This window comes from Actinacidiphila yanglinensis (assembly GCF_900107965.1).
GTDB lineage: Bacteria > Actinomycetota > Actinomycetes > Streptomycetales > Streptomycetaceae > Actinacidiphila > Actinacidiphila yanglinensis.
The window spans coordinates 44,799-65,841 of record NZ_FNVU01000032.1 but is presented as its reverse complement, the minus strand read 5'-3'; the positions used below and the strand labels follow the sequence as shown (position 1 = coordinate 65,841).

Genomic DNA, 21,043 nt, shown 5'->3' with positions numbered 1-21,043 from the left:
AGGTGTCCGGGTGGGCGCCTCGTGGCGTCGTGCCCGGGTGCCGCCACCCTCCCACGGGGGAAGGGCCGTTGCGCGCCCGTCCGCACACCCGCCGCCGCCTGGCAACGGGCACATCCTGGTGAATCGCGCGTCTCAGTATGTGATAAGGGACGGGCGGCCGCAGAGCCCTCGTTAAAATAGGCCGACCGTATTCCCCCCTGATCCACCCCTGAGCGAGGAGCGCACGTGGGCCTTGTCGTGCAGAAGTACGGCGGCTCCTCAGTCGCCGATGCCGAAGGCATCAAGCGGGTCGCCCGCCGCATCGTGGACACCAAGAAGGCCGGCCACTTCGTGGTCGTCGTGGTGTCGGCGATGGGCGACACGACGGACGAGCTGATCGATCTCGCCGAGCAGGTCTCGCCGATCCCGTCCGGTCGCGAGTTCGACATGCTGCTGACGGCCGGCGAGCGCATCTCGATGGCGCTGCTGGCGATGGCGATCAAGAACCTCGGCCACGAGGCGCAGTCCTTCACGGGCAGCCAGGCCGGCGTGATCACGGACTCGGTGCACAACAAGGCGCGCATCATCGATGTGACGCCGGGCCGGATCCGTACCGCGCTCGACGAGGGCAACATCGCGATCGTGGCCGGCTTCCAGGGGGTGTCGCAGGACAAGAAGGACATCACCACGCTGGGGCGGGGCGGCTCGGACACCACGGCGGTGGCGCTGGCCGCGGCGCTGGACGCCGAGGTGTGCGAGATCTACACGGACGTCGACGGGGTGTTCACCGCCGATCCGCGGGTGGTGAAGGCGGCCCGCAAGATGGACTGGATCGCCTTCGAGGACATGCTGGAGCTGGCCAGTTCCGGCTCGAAGGTGCTGCTGCACCGCTGCGTGGAGTACGCCCGCCGCTACAACATCCCGATCCACGTACGGTCCTCGTTCTCCGGGCTTCCGGGCACCTGGGTCAGCAACGAACCACCCCAAGGAGACAGGCCGATGGAACAGGCGATCATCTCCGGCGTTTCGCACGACACGACCGAGGCGAAGATCACCGTGGTCGGGGTGCCGGACAAGCCGGGCGAGGCTGCCACGATCTTCCGGGCGATCGCCGACGCGGAGATCAACATCGACATGGTCGTGCAGAACGTGTCGGCCGCGGCCACCGGTCTGACCGACATCTCCTTCACCCTGCCGAAGGCGGAGGGGCACAAGGCGATCGAGGCGCTCACCAAGGCGCAGACGGTGATCGCCTTCGACTCCCTGCGCTACGACGACCAGATCGGCAAGCTCTCGCTGGTCGGGGCCGGGATGAAGACCAACCCCGGGGTCACCGCGACGTTCTTCGAGGCGCTCTCCAACGCCGGGGTGAACATCGAGCTGATCTCGACCTCGGAGATCCGGATCTCCGTGGTCACCCGGATCGACGACGTGAAGCCGGCCGTGCAGGCGGTGCACTCGGCGTTCGGCCTGGACAGCGACAGCGACGAGGCGGTCGTGTACGGCGGCACCGGCCGCTGAGCGCCGGAACTCCCGCACGATCCGTGGGACCCGAACCCGTCCCCGACGACGACGCTCCCCCTCGGCTGCAACCGACAGCGACGGGGGAGCGTCTCTGTCTCAGCGCGCTCCCCGAGGGTTCACAGAGCTCCCTTAGGGTGGTGCGCACCGAGCGCCGACCCGGGGGCGGTCGGTGCAGGCAGGGCACTGAGGAAGAGCTGGTACGCATGGCGATATGTGGCACTCGTTCGAGCGAAGTGCCGTGCGCGTACAACCCTCGTGGGGGGATGCGTGTCCAACTGGCGTGGCGGAGGCATGGGGTATCGAGACGGCATTCGGACGGCGCGGCGGAACCCTCGCGCCTCCGCGTCCGCCGCGACCCCGCCCGTCGGGACCGGGGCGTACGGCGACCGGCGGCCTGCCGGTGATCGCGCCGTGGCCGGTACGGGTGGCCGCGGGCGACGGCGCTGACGAGGCGATGGCCGTCGGCACCACGGTCGACCACCTCACCGAGACCTACCGCGCCCACTACCGCTCGCTGCTCGGGCTGGCCGCGCTGCTGCTGGACGACACGGCCTCCTGCGAGGACGTGGTCCAGGAGGCGTTCATACGCGTGCACTCCGCCCGCAGCCGGGTCCGCGACCCCGAGAAGACCCTCGCCTACCTGCGCCAGACCGTGGTCAACCTCTCCCGCTCGGCGCTGCGCCGCCGCATCCTCGGCCTGAAACTGCTGGCCAAACCGATGCCGGACATGGCCAGCGCGGAGGAGGGCGCGTACGAGATCCTGGAGCGCGACCAGCTCAAGGCGGCGATGCGCACCCTCCAGCGCCGCCAGCGCGAGGTCCTGGTGCTGCGCTACTTCGTCGACATGACCGAGGCACAGGTCGCGGAGACCCTGGGGATTTCCCTGGGCTCGGTGAAGGCGTACGGTTCACGCGGCCTGGCTGCTCTGCGCGTCGCGATGGAGGCGACGACATGACAGCTCCGCACAGCCCCGACGGCCCCAACGGGACCCACGGCCCCGAAGCCCCCGACGACGCACCCGGTATGGACGAGCAGACCCCCAACGACGCCCAGCACGACGAGGCACCCGCGCCCGAGAGCGCGCCGGCGCCCGACGAGGCGACCCCGCCCCGTGAGACGGCACCGCGTGAGACGGCACCCCACGAGGCGGCGCCCTCCTCCGAGGCAGCAACTCCCGCTCCCGCGGCGTCCGACGACGACTCCACGGACGACGTGACCCCGGGCGGCCTCGGCACCGCCGCCCTGGGTGACCTGACCGCGGACGAGGCCTCGCTGCGCGCCCTGATGCACGACGCCGTCAACGGGCTGCACGCCTCCCCGGACGCCCTGGAGCGCCTGAGGCGCGGGGTCCCGCTGCGCCGCCAGCGCCGCCGCCAGGCGATGCTCGGTGCGGCCGCCGCGGTGCTGCTGGTGGGCCTGGCCGTGCCCGCGGTGGTCCGCGCCGCCGGCAGCGCGGACCACACCACTGCCGCACCGGTCGGCTCGGGCAGTTCCTACACCGTCACCAGCGACCCGGGCGCCCACCGCACGGACGGCGCCGCGAACCCCTCCGGGGCGGCGACCTCCGCGCCGGACAGCAGCTCCAAGCACTCCTCCGACGCTCCGGTCGGCCCGCCGTCCAGTCCCTCCGACAGCGGCGCCCCGGCACCGGACTGCTCCAGCGCCCAGCTCGGCAAGGGCGCCAGCCAGGCCGGCAGCCCCGACACCGGCGGCCGTGTCTACGGCTGGTTCCGCGTCTCCAACGTCTCCGACGCCCCCTGCACGGTGCCCAGCGGCGGCATCGTCCAGGCAGTCGCGCACGGCTCGGCCGAGCAGAGCGCCATCCAGGTCGTCGGCCACACCCAGGGCGACCCGGCCTCGGACCTGCCCACCGACGTGTCCGACGGCCCGATCGTGCTCCTGCCCGGCCAGGACTACGAGGTCGCCTTCGCCTGGGTGCCGGCCGCAGCGGGGACGGACGGGTGCGCGGCCACCACGCCGCCCCCCGCCTCCTCGTCGCCGACGCCCACCGCGACGGACACGTCCGGCACGGACACCGGTGCGGAGGCGGACGGATCTGGCGGCGAGGCCCAGCCGCCCGCCGGCGACCCGCCCTCCGCCCCCCCGCCCACGGTGACCCTCGACCACACCCCGGCCGCGGGTGCACCCGTCGTCGCCGGCCCGGTCCTCCAGGACGCCTGCGCGGGCACCGTCTACACCACGCCCGCGATGGCGGACGCGAAGGACGCCCCGGCCCCGTAACCCCGCGCCGGCACCAGCGCCCGGCGCCCCGCCCGACCCCCACGCCCGACCCGACTCCCGGCCCGGCGCCGGGCTCCGCCGCGGACCCGTGCCCCGACCTCGCGCCCGACCGCGCGTCCGACCTGGCGCGCCACCGGACATCCGCGCGGCCTTCGCCCGGGCGCCCGTCGCCCACCCACCCCGTCACCGGGGGCGGTTGCGGTCCGCCGCGGGACGCCCCGTACCGTGGTGGCGTGTACCGGTTCCTGCTCACCCCGCGCTGGCTGGCGGTCACCCTGCTCGCACTGCTGGCCGTACCGGTCTGCGTGTTCATGGGCAGCTGGCAGCTGAGCCGGTTCGACACGCGGGTCGACCAGCACAAGCACGCCGAGCACGACCAGCAGCGGACCGCCGAGGCCGCACCGGTGCCGCTCTCCCGGGTACTGCCGAAGACCGGCTCCGTGGTCGGGAGCGACGACTCCGGGCGGATCGTCAGCGCCACCGGCCACTACGACACCGCGCACCAACTCCTCGTCCCGAACCGCCTGCTCGACAACCACGACGGCTTCTACGTCCTCACCCCGCTGCGGCTGTCCAACGGCGCCGTGCTTCCCGTGGTCCGCGGGTGGCTGCCGGGCAAGGCCGACGACGCCGCCCGGGCCGGTACGGTGCCCGCCGCGCCCACCGGGACGGTGACGGTCACCGGGGCCGTGCAGTACCCCGAGACCACCGACACCACCGGCGTGGACGTGAGCGGTGCGCTGCCCCCCGGTCAGCTCGGCATCATCAGCGGCGCCTCCCTGGTCAATGTGCTGCCCTATCCCGTCTACGGCGGGTGGATCACCGCCAACCACCCCGCGAAGCCGCTGGTCGCGGTGCCCCCGGCGGCGCCGCCCAACAGCGGCCTGGACCTCAAGGCGTTCCAGAACCTCGGGTACACCGGGCAGTGGTTCGTCTTCGCGGGCTTCGCGGTCTTCATGTGGTTCCGGTTCGTCCGCCGCGAGGCCGAGGCGCGGGCCGACGCCGCGCTCGGCATCCTCCCGGACCAGCCCGACGGCCCGGACGGTCCCGGTGGATCCGGTGGTCCGGACGGCCCGGGCGATCCCGCCGCCCCCGACCCGCCACTGGCGGGCGACGAGCCGGGGGAGCAGGACACCGAGGGAGCCCGGGAGACGGCGTCGGCCGGGTCAGCCGCCCACGTGGCGTAGCGCGAAGGCCAGCTCCAGCCGGACCTGCTTGATCCGCTCCTCGACGACCAGCGAGCCGTGTCCCGCGTCGTAGCGGTACACCTCGTGCGGCTTGTCGAGGGCGCGCAGCCGCTCCACGTAGTTGTCGATCTGGCGTATCGGGCAGCGCGGGTCGTTGGTGCCCGCACTGATGTAGACGGGGGCGGCGACCTTGTCGACGTAGCTGATCGGCGAGGACGTCTCGTACCGGTCCGGGACCTCCTGCGGGGAGCCGCCGAAGAGGGTGCGGTCCAGGGCCTTGAGCGCCTCCATCTCGTCGGCGTACGCCGTCGCGTAGTCGGCGACGGGGACCGCGGCGATGCCGACCGTCCACGCCTCGGGCTGGGTGCCGAGGCCGAGCAGGGTCAGGTAGCCGCCCCAGGAGCCGCCGGTCAGCACCAGCCGGGACGGGTCGGCGAGACCCGAGGAGATCGCCCACTCCCGCACCGCGGCGATGTCCTCCAGCTCGATCAGGCCGACCCGGTGCTTGAGCGCGTCGGTCCACTCCCGGCCGTAGCCGGTGGAGCCGCGGTAGTTGACCCGGACGACGGCGAAGCCGTGGTCGAGCCAGGCGGCCGGGCCGGCGGCGAAGGAGTCCGAGTCGTGCCAGGTGGGACCGCCGTGGATCTCGAAGACCGTCGGGAACGGACCGGTGGCCGGACCGTCGCCTCCGTCGGACTTCGGCCGCTGGATCAGGGCGTGGATCCGCCCGCCGGGTCCGTCGACCCACACGTCCTCCACCGGGACCGAGTCCGGGGCGCGCAGCCCCGGCGCCTCCAGGACGATGCCGCCCGCGGTGGAGCGCACCGCCGGAGGCTGCTCGGCCGACGACCACAGGTACTCCACCGCGCCGTCGGGGCGCGCGGTCGCCCCGCTCACGCTGCCGGCCGGCGTGTCCAGCCGGGTCAGCGAGCCGTCCGCCAGGTCGTACCGGAACAGCTCGCCGCGGGCGTGGAAGTCGTGCACCACCAGCAGGGCCGCGCCGTCCGGATACCACTCGGCGTGCACGTCGCCGGGCAGGTCGAAGGCCAGCTCGGTCTGGGTGCCGTCGGCGATGTCCCAGAGCATCGGCAGCCAGCGGTCGGTGCGCTGGTGGCCGACGAGCAGCCGGGTGTCACCCGGGACCGGCGCGAAGCCGAGGCAGTCCAGGCCCAGCTCGCGCCGCCCGCCGTCGGTGTCGTCCAGCTCCGCGACGGTGGCGCCGTCGGACACCCGCAGCACCCGCAGCGCGCTGTGCATCGCGTCGCCGTGCTCGGTGTGCTCGATCACGACGAGCGTGCCGTCCTCCGAGAGGTCGCCGACGCCGCCGGACTCGGGGTGCCGGTAGATCTCGTACCCCTCCCCGGTCGGGGGCACGACGTGGACGGAGGTGCCCGCGTCGTCCGTGGAGCGGCCGATCACGGCGAGGCCGCCGACACCGAGGGCGAGGCCCGCCGGGTAGGAGGGGGCGAGGTCCGGCGCGGCCGGTACGTCGTCACCGCCGCCGAACGGCTGCTTCATCCACACACCGAACTCGTCGCCGTCGGTGTCGGAGAACCACCAGACCCACGCGCCGTCCCTGCTGAGGGTGCCGTCCGTCGTGCCGTTCGGCCGGTCGGTGACCTGGCGGCGCCCGCCGGTGGCGCGGTCCCACGCGTAGAGCTCGTACGTCCCCGTGACGTTGGACACGAACAGGCTGCGGTCCGGGGCGTCCTCGGCCCATTCCGGCAGGCCCACCCGAGGAGCGCGGAACCGCGTCTCCCACGCCGGCATGGCGCCGGCTTCCGACATGGGCCCGACGGCGGACCCGGTGATCTCGTTCATGACCCCATGATGCTCCGCCGCGCCCGCCTTCGGTGAGGCCGCCCGCACAGCCTGTGGACAACTCCGCACATCGCGGGTCGCCGGGGTGGAGGTGGAGGAGCCCGGGATTCCGCCCGGGCGGGACGGGCGGAGGAACCGGCGGCCCCGCTCGGAAGGGGGCGGAGGACCCCGCCGGTCCCGCCCGGGCGGGACCGGCGGGGGCTGCCGGAGCCCCGGCTCAGTCCGCTCAGGCTCAGTCCGCCTGCTCCGCCTCGCCGCGGATGACGACCACCGGGCACGACGCGTGCAGCGTCACCGTGTGGCTGACCGAGCCGAGCAGGGTCGCGCGGAAGGTGCCGTGCCCGCGGACGCCGACCACGATGAGCTCCGCCCCCTCGCCCCGGTCGAGGATGACCTGCGCCGGGTTGCCCATGACCGTGACCGGGTTGGCGGCGGCGGCCCGCTCGGGCGGCAGGGCGTTGTCCACCGCCTCCCGCAGGGCACGCGCCGCGGACTCGCCCATGTCGTACCCCTCCGGCAGGCCCGGCACCGCGCCGCCCCAGCCGAACGACGCGGGCATCTCCCAGGCCATCACCGCTTCCAGGGACGCCCCGGTCAGCAGGGCCTGGCGGTCGGCCCAGCGCAGCGCGTGCAGGGACGGGTCGGAGCCGTCGACGCCGACCACGATCCGCCCGTGCGCGGTCGCCGACTCGCTGGTGGGCGCGCTCGTGGCCTCGCTCCGCTCGGCGGCCGGCTCCGTCATGGCGTGCTCCTCGTGTCTCGGTCGCGCGTCCCCGACCTCGCGGCGTCCCTGCCGCCCGCCCTCGGCAGCGGACGCAGGGACGCCGACACGGTGGACCGGAATACCCACACCCTACTGAGAAAGAACGGAAATGCCCGGTGTGTCGGCCGACGCGCCGCCCAGCAGCTTCCGCAGCCAGCGCAACTGCACGCCCCGCTGCTCGGAGCCGCCTCCCTCGTGCTGGTTGTACGGCCACACCGTGATCTCCTTGGGCGCCGGCCAGGCGTGGTAGGCCGCGAAGACGGTCGACGGCGGGCACACCGGGTCGCGCAGCGCGACCGAGTACAGCGCGGGCACCCGGCCGAACGCGGCCATGTGCAGGCCGTCGAAGTACGCCAGGGTCGCGAACACCCGCTCCACGTCGTGGCGTCGGGTGGCCAGGTACCGCACCAGTTCCTGGTACGGATCCGCGTCGGTGACGTCGACCGCGCGCCTGATGTGGGTGAGGAACGGGACGTCGATCAGCGCGGCGATCGGCGCGGGCGCGTCCGGCGCGGGTGCGACGACGGTGTGCAGTGCCGCGACGGCCTGCGCGATGGCGCCGCCCTGGCTGCCGCCGGCCACCACCACGCGGTGCGGATCGACCCCCGGCGCCACCGCGGCAACCCGGACGGCACGTACCGCGTCGGTGAACACCCGCCGGTAGTAATACTGTTCGGGGTCCTGGATGCCCCGGGTCACGAACCCCGGTACCTGCGGCCCCGATCCGGTGTGCGGGTCGGGCGTCGATCCGGGCAGCCCCGACACGCCGCTCACCCCGCGGGTGTCCATCACCAGCACCGCCCAGCCGGCCGCGGCCCACAGGGTGTGGTCGTGCGGGTAGCCGCGCCCGCTGCCGTAGCCGAGGTACTGCACCACGCACGGCACCGGGCCCGGGGCCGCGCCCGGCACCAGCAGCCACGCGTGCACCTCGTCGCCTCCCCAGCCCGCGAACCGCACGTCGTACACGGCGACATTGGGGAGCGCCGCGTCGTGCCGGACGAAGCGCGGCGCGAGCGGGAAGGTGTCCGCCTCGGCGAGTGTCCTGGTCCAGAACTCCTCGAAGTCGGCGGGTGGTTCGGGGGTGTGGTGGTACTCGTGGAGCTCGCTGAGGGACAGATCGAACAGTGCCATTGCGGTGGATTCCATTCGTCGGACGGCGGTGCGGAGTTCGGGTCCGGGCGTACGAACACCCGGACCCGAGAGCGTGCGGGCGCACGTACCCGAGGGCACGGGCGCTACGGTCGCGGGCCGGGCGGTCCGGCAGCAGCGGGCGCGGTCGGTTCCGGGTCGAGCGGCACGACGTCGCACGCGCCGTCCGGCCAGGTCACCGTGACGACGTCGCCGGGCTCGTCCGGACCTCCGCGGCGCACCGCGATCCGTACCCCCGCCGGGGTGTTGTCGGATCCGCCGAGCACCACGGCGACGGTGTGGATCTCGCCGCTCACGACCGGCGCGGCCGTCTCCACCCACGGGCAGGCCGACCACCGGCCGAACGCGTTGGCGTCGCGGCGCCGGATCACGCCGTACCGGCCGGCCCCGGAGAGCATCAGCACGGCGCTGGTCAGGCCGCGGTCCGGGGCGGTGACGCGGGCACTGCCCCCGCCGGTCCCGGTGACCAGCGCGTCCGGCCAGGCGGCGGCGAGTGCGGCGCCGCCGACCCGCAGGCGCCACGGACCGGGGCGGTCGGGAGGGCGTGCGTGCGGCTCGTCCGCCGGAAAGGGTTCGTCCGTACGGGAGTCGGGGCCATCGATCCGGACGATCCGCACCTCCACGGCGCCGCGCAGCACGGACGCGGTGGTCAGCACGGGGCCGAGCCGGGTGCGGGGCGGGTCGCCGTGGCGGGCCGGCTCGTGGGGCCAGTGCGCGCGGTGCCGGGAGACGCCCACCCGGCCGCGCAGGAACAGGCGTTGGTACGGGCGGCGGACCGAGGCCCGGCCGTCGGCGGCGATCAGGGCCACGTGCGAGTCCACCGGTGCGGCGGGGTCCGGCTCCCCCAGGTCGGGGCCGCACGCGGTGGAGTAGGCGTACCGGTCGTAGCAGGGCTCGTCGAACCCGGTACGGCCCGGCGCCGTGTGGTCACCGCCGTGGTTGACGACCCTGACCACTCCGTCGCCGCGGGTGCCGGACACCAGCCAGCCGGGCGCGGTCAACGTGACGTGTACGTCGCCGCGTTCGACCGGCAGCGGCTCCTCGACCGCGGTCCACACCGGATGGTCCGCGGGGAGCAGCAGCCCGGCGAAGCCCTTGCTCGCCCAGTACGGGGAGCCGGCGCCGGAGTACGTCTGCCGGATGGCCGGGAACGCGCCGTGCCAGCCGAGGGGCAGCAGGCCGTGCGCGTCGACCGCCCCGGACCGCAGGAAGTACCGCAGCACCCCGCTGCCGATCCGCCGGGTCAGCCCGGGGCTCAGCGGGGTCGCGTCGAAGAGGGCGCCGGTCCAGAACGGCGCGAGCGTCGCGAACCGGTAGGTGAGGGAGCGCCCGTGGAAGAGCGGGCCGCCGTCGGCGCCCACCAGGTACTGGGCGTCGGCGAGATGGCGGTCGAGCCGGCCGGAGTAGCGCTGCCGCAGCCCGGGTTCCGCGTCCGGGCCGGAGATCGCGCAGTACCACAGGGGGTAGAACAGCATCGCCCAGCCGTTGTAGTGGTCGAAGTTGCGCGGTCCCGCGCCGAAGTCGCCGTCGGAGTACCAGCCGTCGCCGGCGTACCAGGACTCGGTCCGCTCGATCGCGTGCGCGATGTCGGCCGGGCTCCAGGGGCCGCCGACCGAGCGCAGGAACGCCTCCGTGACGCAGCGGAACCAGAGCCAGTTGTTGGCGGGGGTGGCCGCGCCGAGCATCGCGGACATCCACGCGACGGTCCGTGCGCGCACGTCGTCGTGCAGCCGGTCCCATATCCATCCGCGGGTCAGGTGCAGGGCGAGCGCGATCGACGCGCACTCCACCTTCGCCTGGCCCTTCTCCCGCAGTGTCGGCCAGCGGTCCGCGGCGCGGGGGTCGGTGCCGTGTGCCAGGCCGCGGGCGTAGAAGTCGGCGAGCTGCGCCAACGGGCCGTGGGAGACGGGTGGGTGGCCGCCGAGCCGGAAGGCGGCGAGCAGGAAGGTGCGGGCGAAGCCCTCGAGCCCGTCGCACCAGCGGCCGGAGTCGCTCGGGTGGTCGCCGGGCAGGTCGATCAGCGCGTTTCCGTCGGAGGCGAAGGGGCGCACCCCGGAGAGGAGCCGGTCCGCCGCAGCCGTCCAGTGCGCGCGGGTCCAGCCGGTGTACGGCGACAGGTCGCGGTCGGGTGCGGGCGGTTGCGTCATCGGGCGGGTCCTCTCCGGGGAGCGCGCGAAGGTGCGCGCCAAGGTGCGCGCGTGGGGCGGTCAGGACGAGGCGCCGGGCTGCCGGGGCCGTACGGCCGGGGTGGGGGCGCCGGGCCGAGCGCTCAGGCGGTGGCAGCGGCCAGGTCGTCGAAGGACGCCGACGTGCCGGAGTAGGCACCGGAGTAGATGCCCAGGCCGACTTCGAGCGAGGTGCCCATGGTGGCGGTCGTCGTGCCCATCGCGGTCCAGCCGGAACCGGTGTTGTAGGTGGCGGTGAAGGTGGAGCCCGACTTGACCAGCTTGAGCTGCACCGGCAGCGTGATCACCGGCTTCGCGGTGGTCAGGTAACCGGTGTTCGGCAGGGTCGACTCGTTGCGGTAGACCAGCCGCAGCCCGCCGTCCTGCGAACGGAAGCTGATCTCCTTGGCGTTCGCGGCGCTGCCGTCGCGGATCATCAGGCCGACGCCGCAGGGCGGCACGGACTGCGCGGTGATGGTGACGGTCGCCGTGACGTCACCGGTGCCGGACACCTCCGTGTGCAGGAAGCTGCCGCTGTCGGTGCTGCTCCAGATGTTGTAGCCGGTGGTGGCGATGGTGCCGCTGCCCGAACCGGATACCGTGGCATAGCCGTTGGTGGCGCCGCCGTAGAAGTCGGTGCCGAGGTGGGTGAGGCTGTATCCGGTCGGCAGCGTGGAACTCGCGGGTGGCACCGTCACCGTGTACCTGCCGTTCGCCACCTGGCCCTGGTAGACGGCCTGGACGGTGACCACCGTGGTGCCCGTGGCCAGTCCGTGCACGGTGCCGTTGCTGTCGACGGACGCGGTGGCGGGGTCGACGACGGTGTACGTGGCGTTGCTGGCGGCCACGTTCGCGGTGCTGCCGTCGGTCATGGTGGCGTTCAGCGGCACCGCGGTGCTGCCGCCGGCCGCCACCGTGTAGCTGCCGGTGCCGGCGGTGGCGAAGAGCAGCCCGGCCGGGACGGTCCCGGAGGCGCCGGCGGTCCAGTAGGGGGCGCCGTACTGGTAGGCGCCGATGCTCGGTTGGGGGTCGGTGTAGTTGAGGGTGATGCCGGACACGACGGCGCCGGCGTTGCGGGCCGGGGAGCCGGCCTGGAGGCGGTAGTCGGTGCCGCCGGGGGCGGGGTCGGCGTAGAGCGGGGCGGTGGCGGCCGGCAGGTTGTGGCCGATGAGGACGCCGCCGGAGGAGACGGCCGCGAGGTCGGCGCCGATGTTGTTCTCGACCTCGGTGCCGGAGTCGTAGGTCCCGGTGTACAGCTGGACGCCGCCGTCGTTGTCGTAGACCTTGGTGCCCAGGCCGTGGGTGTTCATGAAGACGGTGCCGAAGATCTGGTTCCAGCCGACGTTGTCGTAGACCTCGCCGCCGCCGGTCCCGCCGTCGAGGTAGATCCCGGCCAGCGCGTAGGTCTTCACCAGGGGCAGCGGGGTCGCGTCGTGCACCCAGTTGTGGTCGATGGAGCTGCCCGGAAGGGTCAGGTTCACGCCCGCGTAGATGCCGCCGGTGTCGACGCTGAGCCGGGCGTAGCCGGAGATGTCGTTGTAGGAGAACGTCTCGCCGGAGGCGGTGGTGGCCGGGGTCAGCGCGTGCCAGTCGACGAGGATGCCCGAACGGCCGGTGCGGTAGATGGTGTTGCGGGTGACCGTCTCGCTGTTGCCCGCGATGTTGACGCCCGCGGTGTAGGTGCCCATGGCGTCCACGTCGTGGATCACCGTGCCCGAGACCAGGTTGCCGGTGCCGAGCAGCACCACGCCGTTGCCCGAGCTGTGCGCGACGGTGCTGTCCCGCAGCGAGTTGCCGGTGCCGCGCAGGATGATGCCGGTGTCCTTGCTGCCCTGGATGTAGGTGGCGGCGGTGGAGAACGACGAGGGGTACTCCGCGTCGATCCGGGTGAGCACCACGTCGGTGCTGCTGTCACCGGTGGTGACGGTCGCGCCGTTGAGAGTCAGGGCGTTGACCGCGATGTGGCTGACGGCGCCGAAGTCGAAGGCGTACGTGCGCTGCTTCACCTCGACCGCATGGGAGGCCGGCGAACTGCCGTCCGGGGACCAGAGGTAGAGCTTCTGCGCGGTCCTGTCGTAGAACCACTGCCCGGCGTGCGAGAAGGTCTCCAGGGTGCCGAAGAGGTAGTAGCGGACCTGGTTGCCCGCCTCCAGGCCGAGGTTGGGGCTCGACGCGAGGGTGACCGACCCGGGCGCGGAGGAGGTGACCGCCGTGGTCTGCACGTCGTACCAGTGCGAGGTGTACGCGCTCGCGCCGGTCCAGTAGCCCGCCGGCTCGGTCAGCGCCGGGTCGGCGATGGAGGTGGCGGTGGTGCCGGTGCCCGCGTACTCGATCGTCGGGGTGAGGGGGTCGACTCCGGGGTCGGGCCACTGCGCCTGGTTGGCCGCGGTCCCGTCGTAGAACAGCTCGTTGCCGGCGAGGGAGGCGTTCACCGACAACGGCGCCTGGTACATGGTGCCGGCGCCGACCGCGCCGGCGAACGGCGAGCCGGTCACATGGGAGTCGGCGGCGGTGAGGGTGGACAGGTCGGCGGCGGAGACCTTGCTCCAGCCGGTCACCGGATCGGCGCCGTCGATGACGACGTGCTGCCCGCCGTAGGGGGTGAAGCTGATGGGCGCGCCCGCCGTTCCGGAGTGCGCCGGCGTGACCGTCTCGTGGTACGTGCCGCCCATGATCGAGCAGGTGTCGCCGGCCTGCGCGAGGTCGGCGCACTTCTGGACGGTGCGGAACGGCGTCGTGGTGGCGGTGCCGTTGTTGCTGTCGCTCCCGGTGGTGGAGACGTAGTAGGTGTGCGCGACGGCCGTCGCCGCCGACGCGGGCGCCGTGGCCAGCGCGCCCGCGGTGAGCACCGCCGCCGCGGTGCACGCGAGCGCTGCCGCGGAGACGCCGAACAGCCGCGGTCGGGATCGAGGTAGCGGACTTCTGCCGTGCTGCGGTACGCGGTCCTGCCTGGATGTCGTGAACACGGTTCTCCCTCGGGGGAAATGGGTGGGGTTCACAAGGGCGGTGTCGGTCAGCGGTGGGACGGCTCGCGGTCGTGCAGATCGAGCGTCATGACGAGTTCGGTGGCGCAGCCCGCCCCGAGCAGGACCTCGAACTCCGGTCCGTGGACGGGGAGTGCGGGGCTCGCGTCCTGGCGCAGGGTGCCGAAGGTGTGCTGGCCGAAGGAGCCGGCCCGCACCCGTACCCGGCGCGGCGCGACCGGGTCCAGGTTGACGAGGGTCACCGCGGTACGCGCGGGATCGATCGCGGTGACCAGCGCCGCGACGTCCGGCGGCAGGCCGGGCCGGTCGCGTTCGGCGTCGTGGTACCGCAACCGGGCGTGCCACAGGCCGCCGTTGTACAGCGGCTGCGGCGCGCCGCAGGTCAACTGCCCGAGTACTTCGGTGAGTACGGGGTTGAGGTCCTGCCAGTGGTGGATGTCGGCGGTGCCGGGACCGATCGCCGGGTCGGTCGGGTCGGCAGCGATCCGGCTCGTCCGCTCGCGCACCAGGTCGAGCGTGACCAGCAGGGCGCGTTCCGGGTAGTCGGGGTTCGCGCCGGCGAGGAACGCCAGCCACGGCACTTCGTGGCCCGCCTCCTCCTTGGTGCGCATGGCGGCGATCCCGGTACGGTCCTGGCCGGTCGCCCGCTCCAGCCGTTCGGCGTCGGCCGGGTCCTGGCTGACGTGCCACAGCGCCGTCGGCAGCGCCATCTGCATCGGCCGGTGGCCGTGCCAGCCGGAGTCGTCGTGCTTGTACGGCACCGTGGGCACGCCGTCCGCGCCGGTCCGCAACCCGGCCAGGACCGCGTCGAGCGGGCTGCGGCCGAGTTCCAGGTACTCCTTCCCGCCGCCGACCAGCACCGCGTTGCAGGCGGCGATGACCGCTGCCGCGCCGACGCTGTGCAGCCCGTGCGGCCAGGCCCAGCCGTAGTGCCCGCCGTACCAGCGGCCGTCCAGGTAGGCGCCCGGGCGGCCGTCCAGGCCGGCGTTGTCGGGCAGCACCCCGCCGTTGGCGCGGGCCCGTTCCAGCCAGCCGGCCGCGTAGCGCAGCACCCACACCCGGAACTCCTCCCGGCCGGTGAGCAGGAAGGCGTTCGCCACCAGGCTGGTCGCGGCGAGGTTGACCGCGGTGTCGCCGCGGCCCATCCGGTCGCGCATCTCCTCGCCCATCCGGCGGGCGAGCGCGGGGTCGGCGGTCAGCGCGTCGTAGGAGTCGATGCCGTCGATCCAGTCCAGCGGCAGGCCGTACCAGGCGAAGACCGGGCTCCAGGGGAAGACCGGTTCGCCGCCGGTCAGTCCGGGACGGGCGCCGTCGGAGCCGGTGTGCGGGGCGGTGATGACGTTGGCGACGGGATCGTAGGCGCCGGGCGGGCCGCCGAGGTACATCTCGGCGGAGCGGATCGCCTGCGCCCTGATCCGCTCGTCGTCCGGCGCGGCCACGCACAGGTGGTAGAGCAGCAGCAGACCCTCGCCCTGGTGGAACCAGTCGTAGCCGCGGTCGCGGCCGTCGCTGACCATGCCGGCCTCGGTGAGCTGCGCGGTCACCCCCAGCCAGTGCCGGCGGGCGGCGGGCAGCAGGTCGTCGGAGCCGCCGAGGGCGTACAGCAGCGGCCAGTTGAAGAAGGGCTCGTAGAAGTCGTCGACGCCGTCGCGGTCGTCGGGCGGGACGCCGAGACGGTCGTGGAAGACCAGCCGGCCGTCGCCGTCCGGCGCGCAGTAGCGGGCCGAGAACTCCCGCCACGCCTGGTCGAGTTCGTCGAACAGCCGGCGCTGGAGCACCGCCCAGCGCGGTGGCCGGGGGTACGTCGCGTCCGCGCGCAGTCTCGGCGGGCCCGCAGGGGGACCGTCGCCGTCGAACCAGCCTGACACGGCGTCACTTCCCCTTCGCCCAGGTGTCCATCTGGTCCTGCGTCGCCGACAGCAGCGTGTCCAGGCCCGCGCGGTCGAGCTGCTTGAGCAGCTTCGGGATGCCGTCGGAGGGCTTGACCAGGCCGATCGTGACCTGTTGCTGGTACTGGGTGATGGCCGCGGTGACGGTGGCGACCTGGGTGCGCAGCTTGGAGGTGTCGAGCGCGAAGCCGAGGGCGACCGAGGTCGCCGCGGACTTGTTGAGCGCGGCCTCGACCTCCCAGCGCTTGGACTTCGCGTCGTCCGCGGTCCGATAGAAGGCGTTGAACTGGTCGCCGTACTGCCAGTCCAGGTTGGGGTTGTAGCGGTCGCTCTTGGTGTCGACACCGGGCGGGAAGGTCGCCACGCCGTCCTTGAGGACGTAGTGCTTGCCCTCGATGCCGAAGCACAGCAGGTTGTAGAGGACCTTGTCGGTGTTGATCAGTTCGAGGAACCGCACGCACTCCTCCGCGTGCGCGGTGTCCCGGCTGACCGCGGTGAGTGTCGAGGCCACGCCGTCGGTGTTCAGCAGCGGGGTCGCCACGAAGCTCTTGCTGAGGGTGGGGAAGCTCTCCAACTGCGGGTTGGTGGGCGGGGCCTGGGTGCTGAAGGCCGCGATGGAGCCCGCGTGCTGCTTGGCGGCGCGGTCGGCGGCGCTCAGCGGGTCCTTCGTGGTGTAGCCCTTCTGCCGCCAGGAGTAGACGAGTTCGGCTGCGGCGCGGTACTCGTCGGTGGCGTAGACGTTGAACACCTTGCGGCTGGTGTCGTCGTACTTCACCGCCAGGCCGTACTGGGTGGCGACCGGGTCCCACCCGTACAGCTCGGGGTAGAAGGCGGTGCCGGAGGTGGCGTTGTCGGTGGCCCAGCAGATGACGTCCTTCTCGCCCGCCCTGACCTTGGCGAAGAACGGCTCCAGCTGGGCGTACCCGGTGAGCGAGGCGACGTCGAGGTCGTACTTCTCGGCGAGGTCGCGGCGCAGCGACACCCCCCACAGCTTGGGGAAGCGCTGCTGGTTGATCGCGGCGTAGATCTTGCCGCCCACCGTGGCGCCCTGCCAGATCGACTTGGGAAGGCTGGCGTAGAGCTTGGGGGCGTGCTGCGGCAACAGGTCGTCCAGGGCGAGGAAGTTGCCGCTGCCCGCGTTCTTGAAGAAGTCGTTGGTCCAGCTCGCGGTGAAGACCAGGTCCGCGACGTTGCCGGCGGACATGTTCAGCGTCATCTTCTCGGTGTAGTCCAGCACCGGTTGGAGCGTGACGGTGAAGGTCGCGCCCAGCGCCTTGAGCCGGGCGTCGAGGGCCTTCTGCACCAGCGCCTGGTCGGGCTGGGCGAGGAAGGACATGTACTGGTAGGTGAGGTTGACGGTGCCGCCCGGGCCCTTGGACGAGGAGCCGGAGCAGGCGGCGAGTGCGCTGCTCGCGGCCGCGGCCGCACCGGCGGCGAGTACGGATCTGCGGGCGAGCGGTGTACGGGCGTGGGACATGGTGGAGGAACCTCCGGGGTGCGGGTGGGAGGAAGGCGGAGCCGGCGTGCGGGCAGGCGCGACCGGGCGTAAGGGCGTTCGTGCGTAGGGGTGTTGGGGGGACGGGTGACGTGCGGTGGCCCGGAGAGGGCGGGTGGCGGGGAGAGCGCGTCAGCCCTTGAGCCCGCCGATCGCGATACCGCGGACCAGATAGCGCTGGATGAAGCCGAAGGCGATGACGATCGGCCCGATCGCGAGCACCGCGACCGCCATCCGCACCGTCTGCACCGGCGCCGTGACGAGTTGCCCGGCCTGCGGGGTGCTGGCGGCGTAGTCGATGTTGGAGATGATCCGGTACAGGAAGAGCTGGACCGGGGCGAGGTGCTCGTTGTCGATGTAGAGCAGCCCGAGCCACCAGTCGTTCCAGTAGACGAGCCCGGTGAACAGGCCGACGGTGGCCAGCGCGGGCGTGGACAGCGGCAGCACGATCTGGAAGAACGTGCGCAGTTCGCCGGCGCCGTCGATCCGGGCGGCGTCCATGATCTCGGTCGGCAGCGAGGCGAAGTACGTGCGCAGCAGGATCACGAACCACGGGGAGGCGAGGTAGGGCAGGATCAGCACGAAGAGCGTGTCCTGCAGGTGCAGGTACTGCGTGATGAGGATGTACGTCGGCACCAGGCCGCCGTTGAAGAGCATCGCGAAGATCAGGTACAGCGTCAGCGGGCGGCGCAGCGTGTAGTCGCGCCGGGCCAGCGTGTACGCGAGCATCGACATCACCAGCAGCGACACCAGCGTGCCGGTGACGGTCACCAGGATCGAGACGCCGTACGCCTGGAGGACCTGGCTCGGGTCGCCCGCCACGTAGCGGTAGGCGAAGGTGGTGAAGTGCCGGGGCAGCAGGGAGTATCCCTTGTCGTTGATGGCGCTCTCGGAGGAGAAGGACGCCGACACCACCATCAACAGGGGCGCCAGGAAGGCGATCGAGCACAGGGCGAGCAGGCCGTGGATGGCGATCCGGCCGGCCGTGAAGCGGTTGGTGCCGACCGGGCCGCGGCGCGGGGTGCCACGGCGCAGGGGGCGGCGGCGTGCGGTCCCGCGGTGCGGGGATTCGTCGGTGAGGGTCGCAGCGGTCACAGCAGTCTCCAGATCCGCACTCAGAACAGGGCCTTGTCGGGGTTGCGGCGGCGCACCAGCCAGTTGGCGCCGACCACGAGCACGAAGCCGACGAACGCCTGGTAGAGGCCGGCCGCGGCGGACATGCCCACATCGCCGAGCGAGGTGAGCGAGCGGTACACGTAGGTGTCGATCACGTCGGTGGTCGGATAGAGCGGGGTGCTGTTGCGTGGCACCTGGAAGAACAGCCCGAAGTCCGCGTGGAAGATGTGGCTGACGTCCAGGAGCAGGTTGATGCTGATCATCGGGGTGAGCAGGGGGAGGGTGATCCGCCGGTTCTGCTGCCAGCGCGAGGCGCCGTCGATCGCGGCCGCCTCGTAGAGTTCCGGGTCGATGGCGAGGATCGCCGCGAGGTAGGCCACCACCCAGAAGCCGACGCCCTTCCAGACCGCCACCACCACCAGCACGATCCGCCACGGCCCGGGGTCGGCGTACCAGTCCACCGGGTGCCGGCCGAGCGCGGTCAGGACCTGGTTGGCCAGCCCGTGGTCGGCGTCGAGGAAGGCCAGCACGAAGTAGCTGACCACCACCCAGGAGAAGACGAACGGCAGGAACATCGCCGACTGGTAGACCTTCGCGACGCGCGGGGAGAGGTCGCGGATCTCGTTGAGCAGCAGGGCCAGCGCCAGCGAGCACACCAGCGTGGCGGCGATGATCAGGGCGTTCATCAGCACGGTGTTGTAGGTGATGTGCCAGGTGTCGCCGCCGGTGAACAGGTAGCGGAAGTTCTCCAGGCCGACCCAGGAGCTGTGCAGGAAGCCCTCGCGCGGCCGGTAGTCCTCGAAGGCGGCCACCAGGCCCGCCATCGGCAGGTAGTTGAAGACGAGCAGGAGCAGCAGAGCGGGCGCGCCCATGAGGAGCAGCACCGCGTCGGAGCGCCGCCGCGCCTGCCGCCTGGTGCGAACTCGGGGGTCGGGTGGCGGGGTTGGCGGGACACCGGGGGAACGGCCCTGCGGTCTGCGGCTCTTGCGGGAGGAAGCGGCAACGCTTGGGGCTGGCATGGGATCTCCGTGGCTGTGCGGAACTCCTGGCTCGGTGCGGTATGAGATATGCGCCGTTGGTCGTCGGGATATTACTTGCGGTGTAACCGCTATGCAATATACTTGCGCCATGGCCTTGTTGGAACAGCCGCCTTCCCCCGGCACCCGCACCGCTGCCCTCGACCGCATCCGCGCCGCCCTGCCGGACCTGTCACCGGCCGAACGCCGGGTGGCCGAGCGCGTCCTCGCCGAACCGGCCCGCGCGATCGCCCTGTCCATCGGGGAGTTCGCCGAACTCTGCGAGGTGGCGCAGCCCACCGTCTCCCGCTTCTGCCGCAGCGTGGGCTTCCCCGGGTACGCGGCGCTGCGGCTCGGGGTGGCGAACGACTTCGCCGCCGAGAGCCACGGTTCCCGTGAGGCGCCCACCGACCGGCTCGCCGCCCTCGCCGACCGGCTGCGAACGGACGCCTCGCTGCCGACCGTTGCCCAGGCGGTGCGGACCGCCGCGCAGGTGGAGATCTGGCCGGCCGCCGAACTCGCGGGCGCCGCGGGCGTGCTGGCCACCGGACTGGCCGAACTCTCCGTGCACGCCGCGCAGTCGGCCGTCCCCGCGCACTGGGCCGCCCGCGCCCGCGGGCTCGCCCCGGGCGCCGTCGTGCTCCTTCTCGCCTACGGCCCCGCGGACTTCGGGCAGACCCCCGGTGTCGAGGCGGCCCGGGAGGCCGGCGCCCGCATCGCGTACGTGGCCGCGCAGCCGTCCCGTCCGCTGCTGAAACGGGCGGACCTGACGGCGCCGCTGCCCGAGCACACCTCGCCCGAACTCGTCGGGCAGCTCTTCGCCGAGGCGCTCGTCGAGGCGGTGCGCGCCGCGTCCCACCTGGCGGGGCCGCTCGGACCGGTGTCACCCTGGCGGCCGTGGCCGCACGCGCGCACCGTCTTCCTGCCGCGCGGCGGCGGCGAGGACCCCATCCCGTGCGTGCAGATCGACGCGCCGCCCGAAGCCCGGCGCGACTGCCTGGTGATCTTCTACAACGGGTTCACCGCGAACAAGGAGCAGGCGCTGCCGCCGGGCGTCGCCGGCAACCGGGTCAGCCCCAACCTGGTGGCCGCGCTGCTCAACGCCGGGTACGACGTGCTGGTGCCCGACGCGCCGGGCCACGGCGATCGCAAGCGGACCTGGGAGGACGCCGTCGCCCTCCACCAGGAGAGCCTGTCCGGGAAGGGCCCCGACCTGCTCGCCCTCGCGCGCGAGGAGGCCACCGCGCTCGTCGACGGTGCCCTCGGCCTCGGCGTGGTCGCGGGCGCCGACCGGATCGCGCTCGTGGGCCAGTCCTGGGGCGGCCTGCAGACCCTCCTCAAGCTCGCCGGCGACCGCCGGATCGCCTGCGGCGCGGCCATCATGCCGGTCTGCGACGTCACGCTGCTCCCGCAGTTCGCCGACCTCGGCGCCGCGCCCCGCGTCCGCGAGGGCGGCCCCGGCCCCCACCTCGCCGAACTCCTCGCCCCGCGCCCTCTGTTGCTCATCGCGGGTGACCGCGATCCGCTCACCACCCCCGCGCACATCGCGGACTTCGCCGCGGCGCTCGCCCCCGCCTACGCGGACGTCCCCGACCGCCTGCGCCATGTCGTCCTCGACGGTGTGGCCCATGAGTTCGACGCCCGGCAGGTCGACGAGGTCCTCGACTGGCTCTCCTGGCACATCCCTTCGGCCTGAATGCCCGCCGCGCGACCC

The 21,043-nt window shown here is 72.9% G+C and carries 14 protein-coding genes; 5 read left to right on the top strand and 9 right to left on the bottom strand.

Going from position 1 to position 21,043, the window contains the following annotated elements:
• Nucleotides 1–225: 225 nt before the first annotated feature.
• From C4U44_RS39555 to C4U44_RS39540, 4 genes are all read left to right on the top strand, one after another.
• The gene (locus tag C4U44_RS39555; protein WP_103890962.1) at nt 226–1,500 is read left to right on the top strand and encodes an aspartate kinase; all 1,275 of its coding nucleotides are present in this window, start codon (nt 226–228) and stop codon (nt 1,498–1,500) included.
• Nucleotides 1,501–1,783: 283 nt separating this feature from the next.
• The gene (locus tag C4U44_RS39550) at nt 1,784–2,458 is read left to right on the top strand and encodes a SigE family RNA polymerase sigma factor (RefSeq protein ID WP_103890961.1); all 675 of its coding nucleotides are present in this window, start codon (nt 1,784–1,786) and stop codon (nt 2,456–2,458) included.
• On the top strand, nt 2,455–3,744 hold the full coding sequence (locus C4U44_RS39545) for a hypothetical protein (protein WP_146088464.1): 1,290 nt from the start codon (nt 2,455–2,457) through the stop codon (nt 3,742–3,744). The genes C4U44_RS39550 and C4U44_RS39545 overlap by 4 nt, the downstream gene beginning before the upstream one ends.
• 233 nt (nt 3,745–3,977) lie before the next feature.
• Nucleotides 3,978–4,931, top strand: coding sequence for an SURF1 family protein (locus tag C4U44_RS39540; RefSeq protein ID WP_103890959.1), 954 nt, complete (start codon nt 3,978–3,980; stop codon nt 4,929–4,931).
• On the opposite strand, the gene C4U44_RS39535 is transcribed toward C4U44_RS39540, so the two are convergent.
• The 9 genes from C4U44_RS39535 to C4U44_RS39495 form a co-directional block, all read right to left on the bottom strand.
• Nucleotides 4,911–6,752: a S9 family peptidase gene (locus C4U44_RS39535; RefSeq protein ID WP_235032687.1), complete on the bottom strand. Its 1,842-nt coding sequence runs from the start codon at nt 6,750–6,752 to the stop codon at nt 4,911–4,913. The genes C4U44_RS39540 and C4U44_RS39535 overlap by 21 nt on opposite strands.
• A gap of 232 nt (nt 6,753–6,984) precedes the next feature.
• Nucleotides 6,985–7,494 carry a universal stress protein gene (locus C4U44_RS39530; RefSeq protein ID WP_103890958.1) on the bottom strand — a complete coding sequence of 170 codons (510 nt, stop codon included), beginning with the start codon at nt 7,492–7,494 and terminating at the stop codon, nt 6,985–6,987.
• Nucleotides 7,495–7,605: 111 nt separating this feature from the next.
• On the bottom strand, nt 7,606–8,646 hold the full coding sequence (locus C4U44_RS39525) for an acetylxylan esterase (RefSeq protein ID WP_103890957.1): 1,041 nt from the start codon (nt 8,644–8,646) through the stop codon (nt 7,606–7,608).
• A 104-nt stretch (nt 8,647–8,750) separates the two neighbouring features.
• Nucleotides 8,751–10,811 (bottom strand): DUF2264 domain-containing protein, encoded by a 2,061-nt coding sequence (locus C4U44_RS39520; RefSeq protein ID WP_103890956.1) that lies wholly within the window; start codon nt 10,809–10,811, stop codon nt 8,751–8,753.
• Between the two features lie 122 nt (nt 10,812–10,933).
• Nucleotides 10,934–13,795: a right-handed parallel beta-helix repeat-containing protein gene (locus C4U44_RS39515; RefSeq protein ID WP_146088463.1), complete on the bottom strand. Its 2,862-nt coding sequence runs from the start codon at nt 13,793–13,795 to the stop codon at nt 10,934–10,936.
• A gap of 47 nt (nt 13,796–13,842) precedes the next feature.
• Complete coding sequence (locus C4U44_RS39510) at nt 13,843–15,681, bottom strand: hypothetical protein (RefSeq protein WP_235032686.1); 1,839 nt, start codon at nt 15,679–15,681, stop codon at nt 13,843–13,845.
• Nucleotides 15,682–15,685: 4 nt separating this feature from the next.
• On the bottom strand, nt 15,686–17,179 hold the full coding sequence (locus C4U44_RS39505; RefSeq protein ID WP_103890954.1) for an ABC transporter substrate-binding protein: 1,494 nt from the start codon (nt 17,177–17,179) through the stop codon (nt 15,686–15,688).
• Nucleotides 17,180–17,329: 150 nt separating this feature from the next.
• Nucleotides 17,330–18,292, bottom strand: a complete 963-nt coding sequence (locus tag C4U44_RS39500; RefSeq protein ID WP_200823567.1) for a carbohydrate ABC transporter permease — start codon at nt 18,290–18,292, stop codon at nt 17,330–17,332.
• A 20-nt stretch (nt 18,293–18,312) separates the two neighbouring features.
• Nucleotides 18,313–19,185 (bottom strand): ABC transporter permease, encoded by an 873-nt coding sequence (locus tag C4U44_RS39495; RefSeq protein WP_235032685.1) that lies wholly within the window; start codon nt 19,183–19,185, stop codon nt 18,313–18,315.
• A gap of 256 nt (nt 19,186–19,441) precedes the next feature.
• On the opposite strand from C4U44_RS39495, the gene C4U44_RS41365 reads away from it, so the two are divergent.
• Nucleotides 19,442–21,025, top strand: a complete 1,584-nt coding sequence (locus tag C4U44_RS41365; protein ID WP_160145209.1) for an alpha/beta fold hydrolase — start codon at nt 19,442–19,444, stop codon at nt 21,023–21,025.
• Nucleotides 21,026–21,043: the final 18 nt, after the last annotated feature.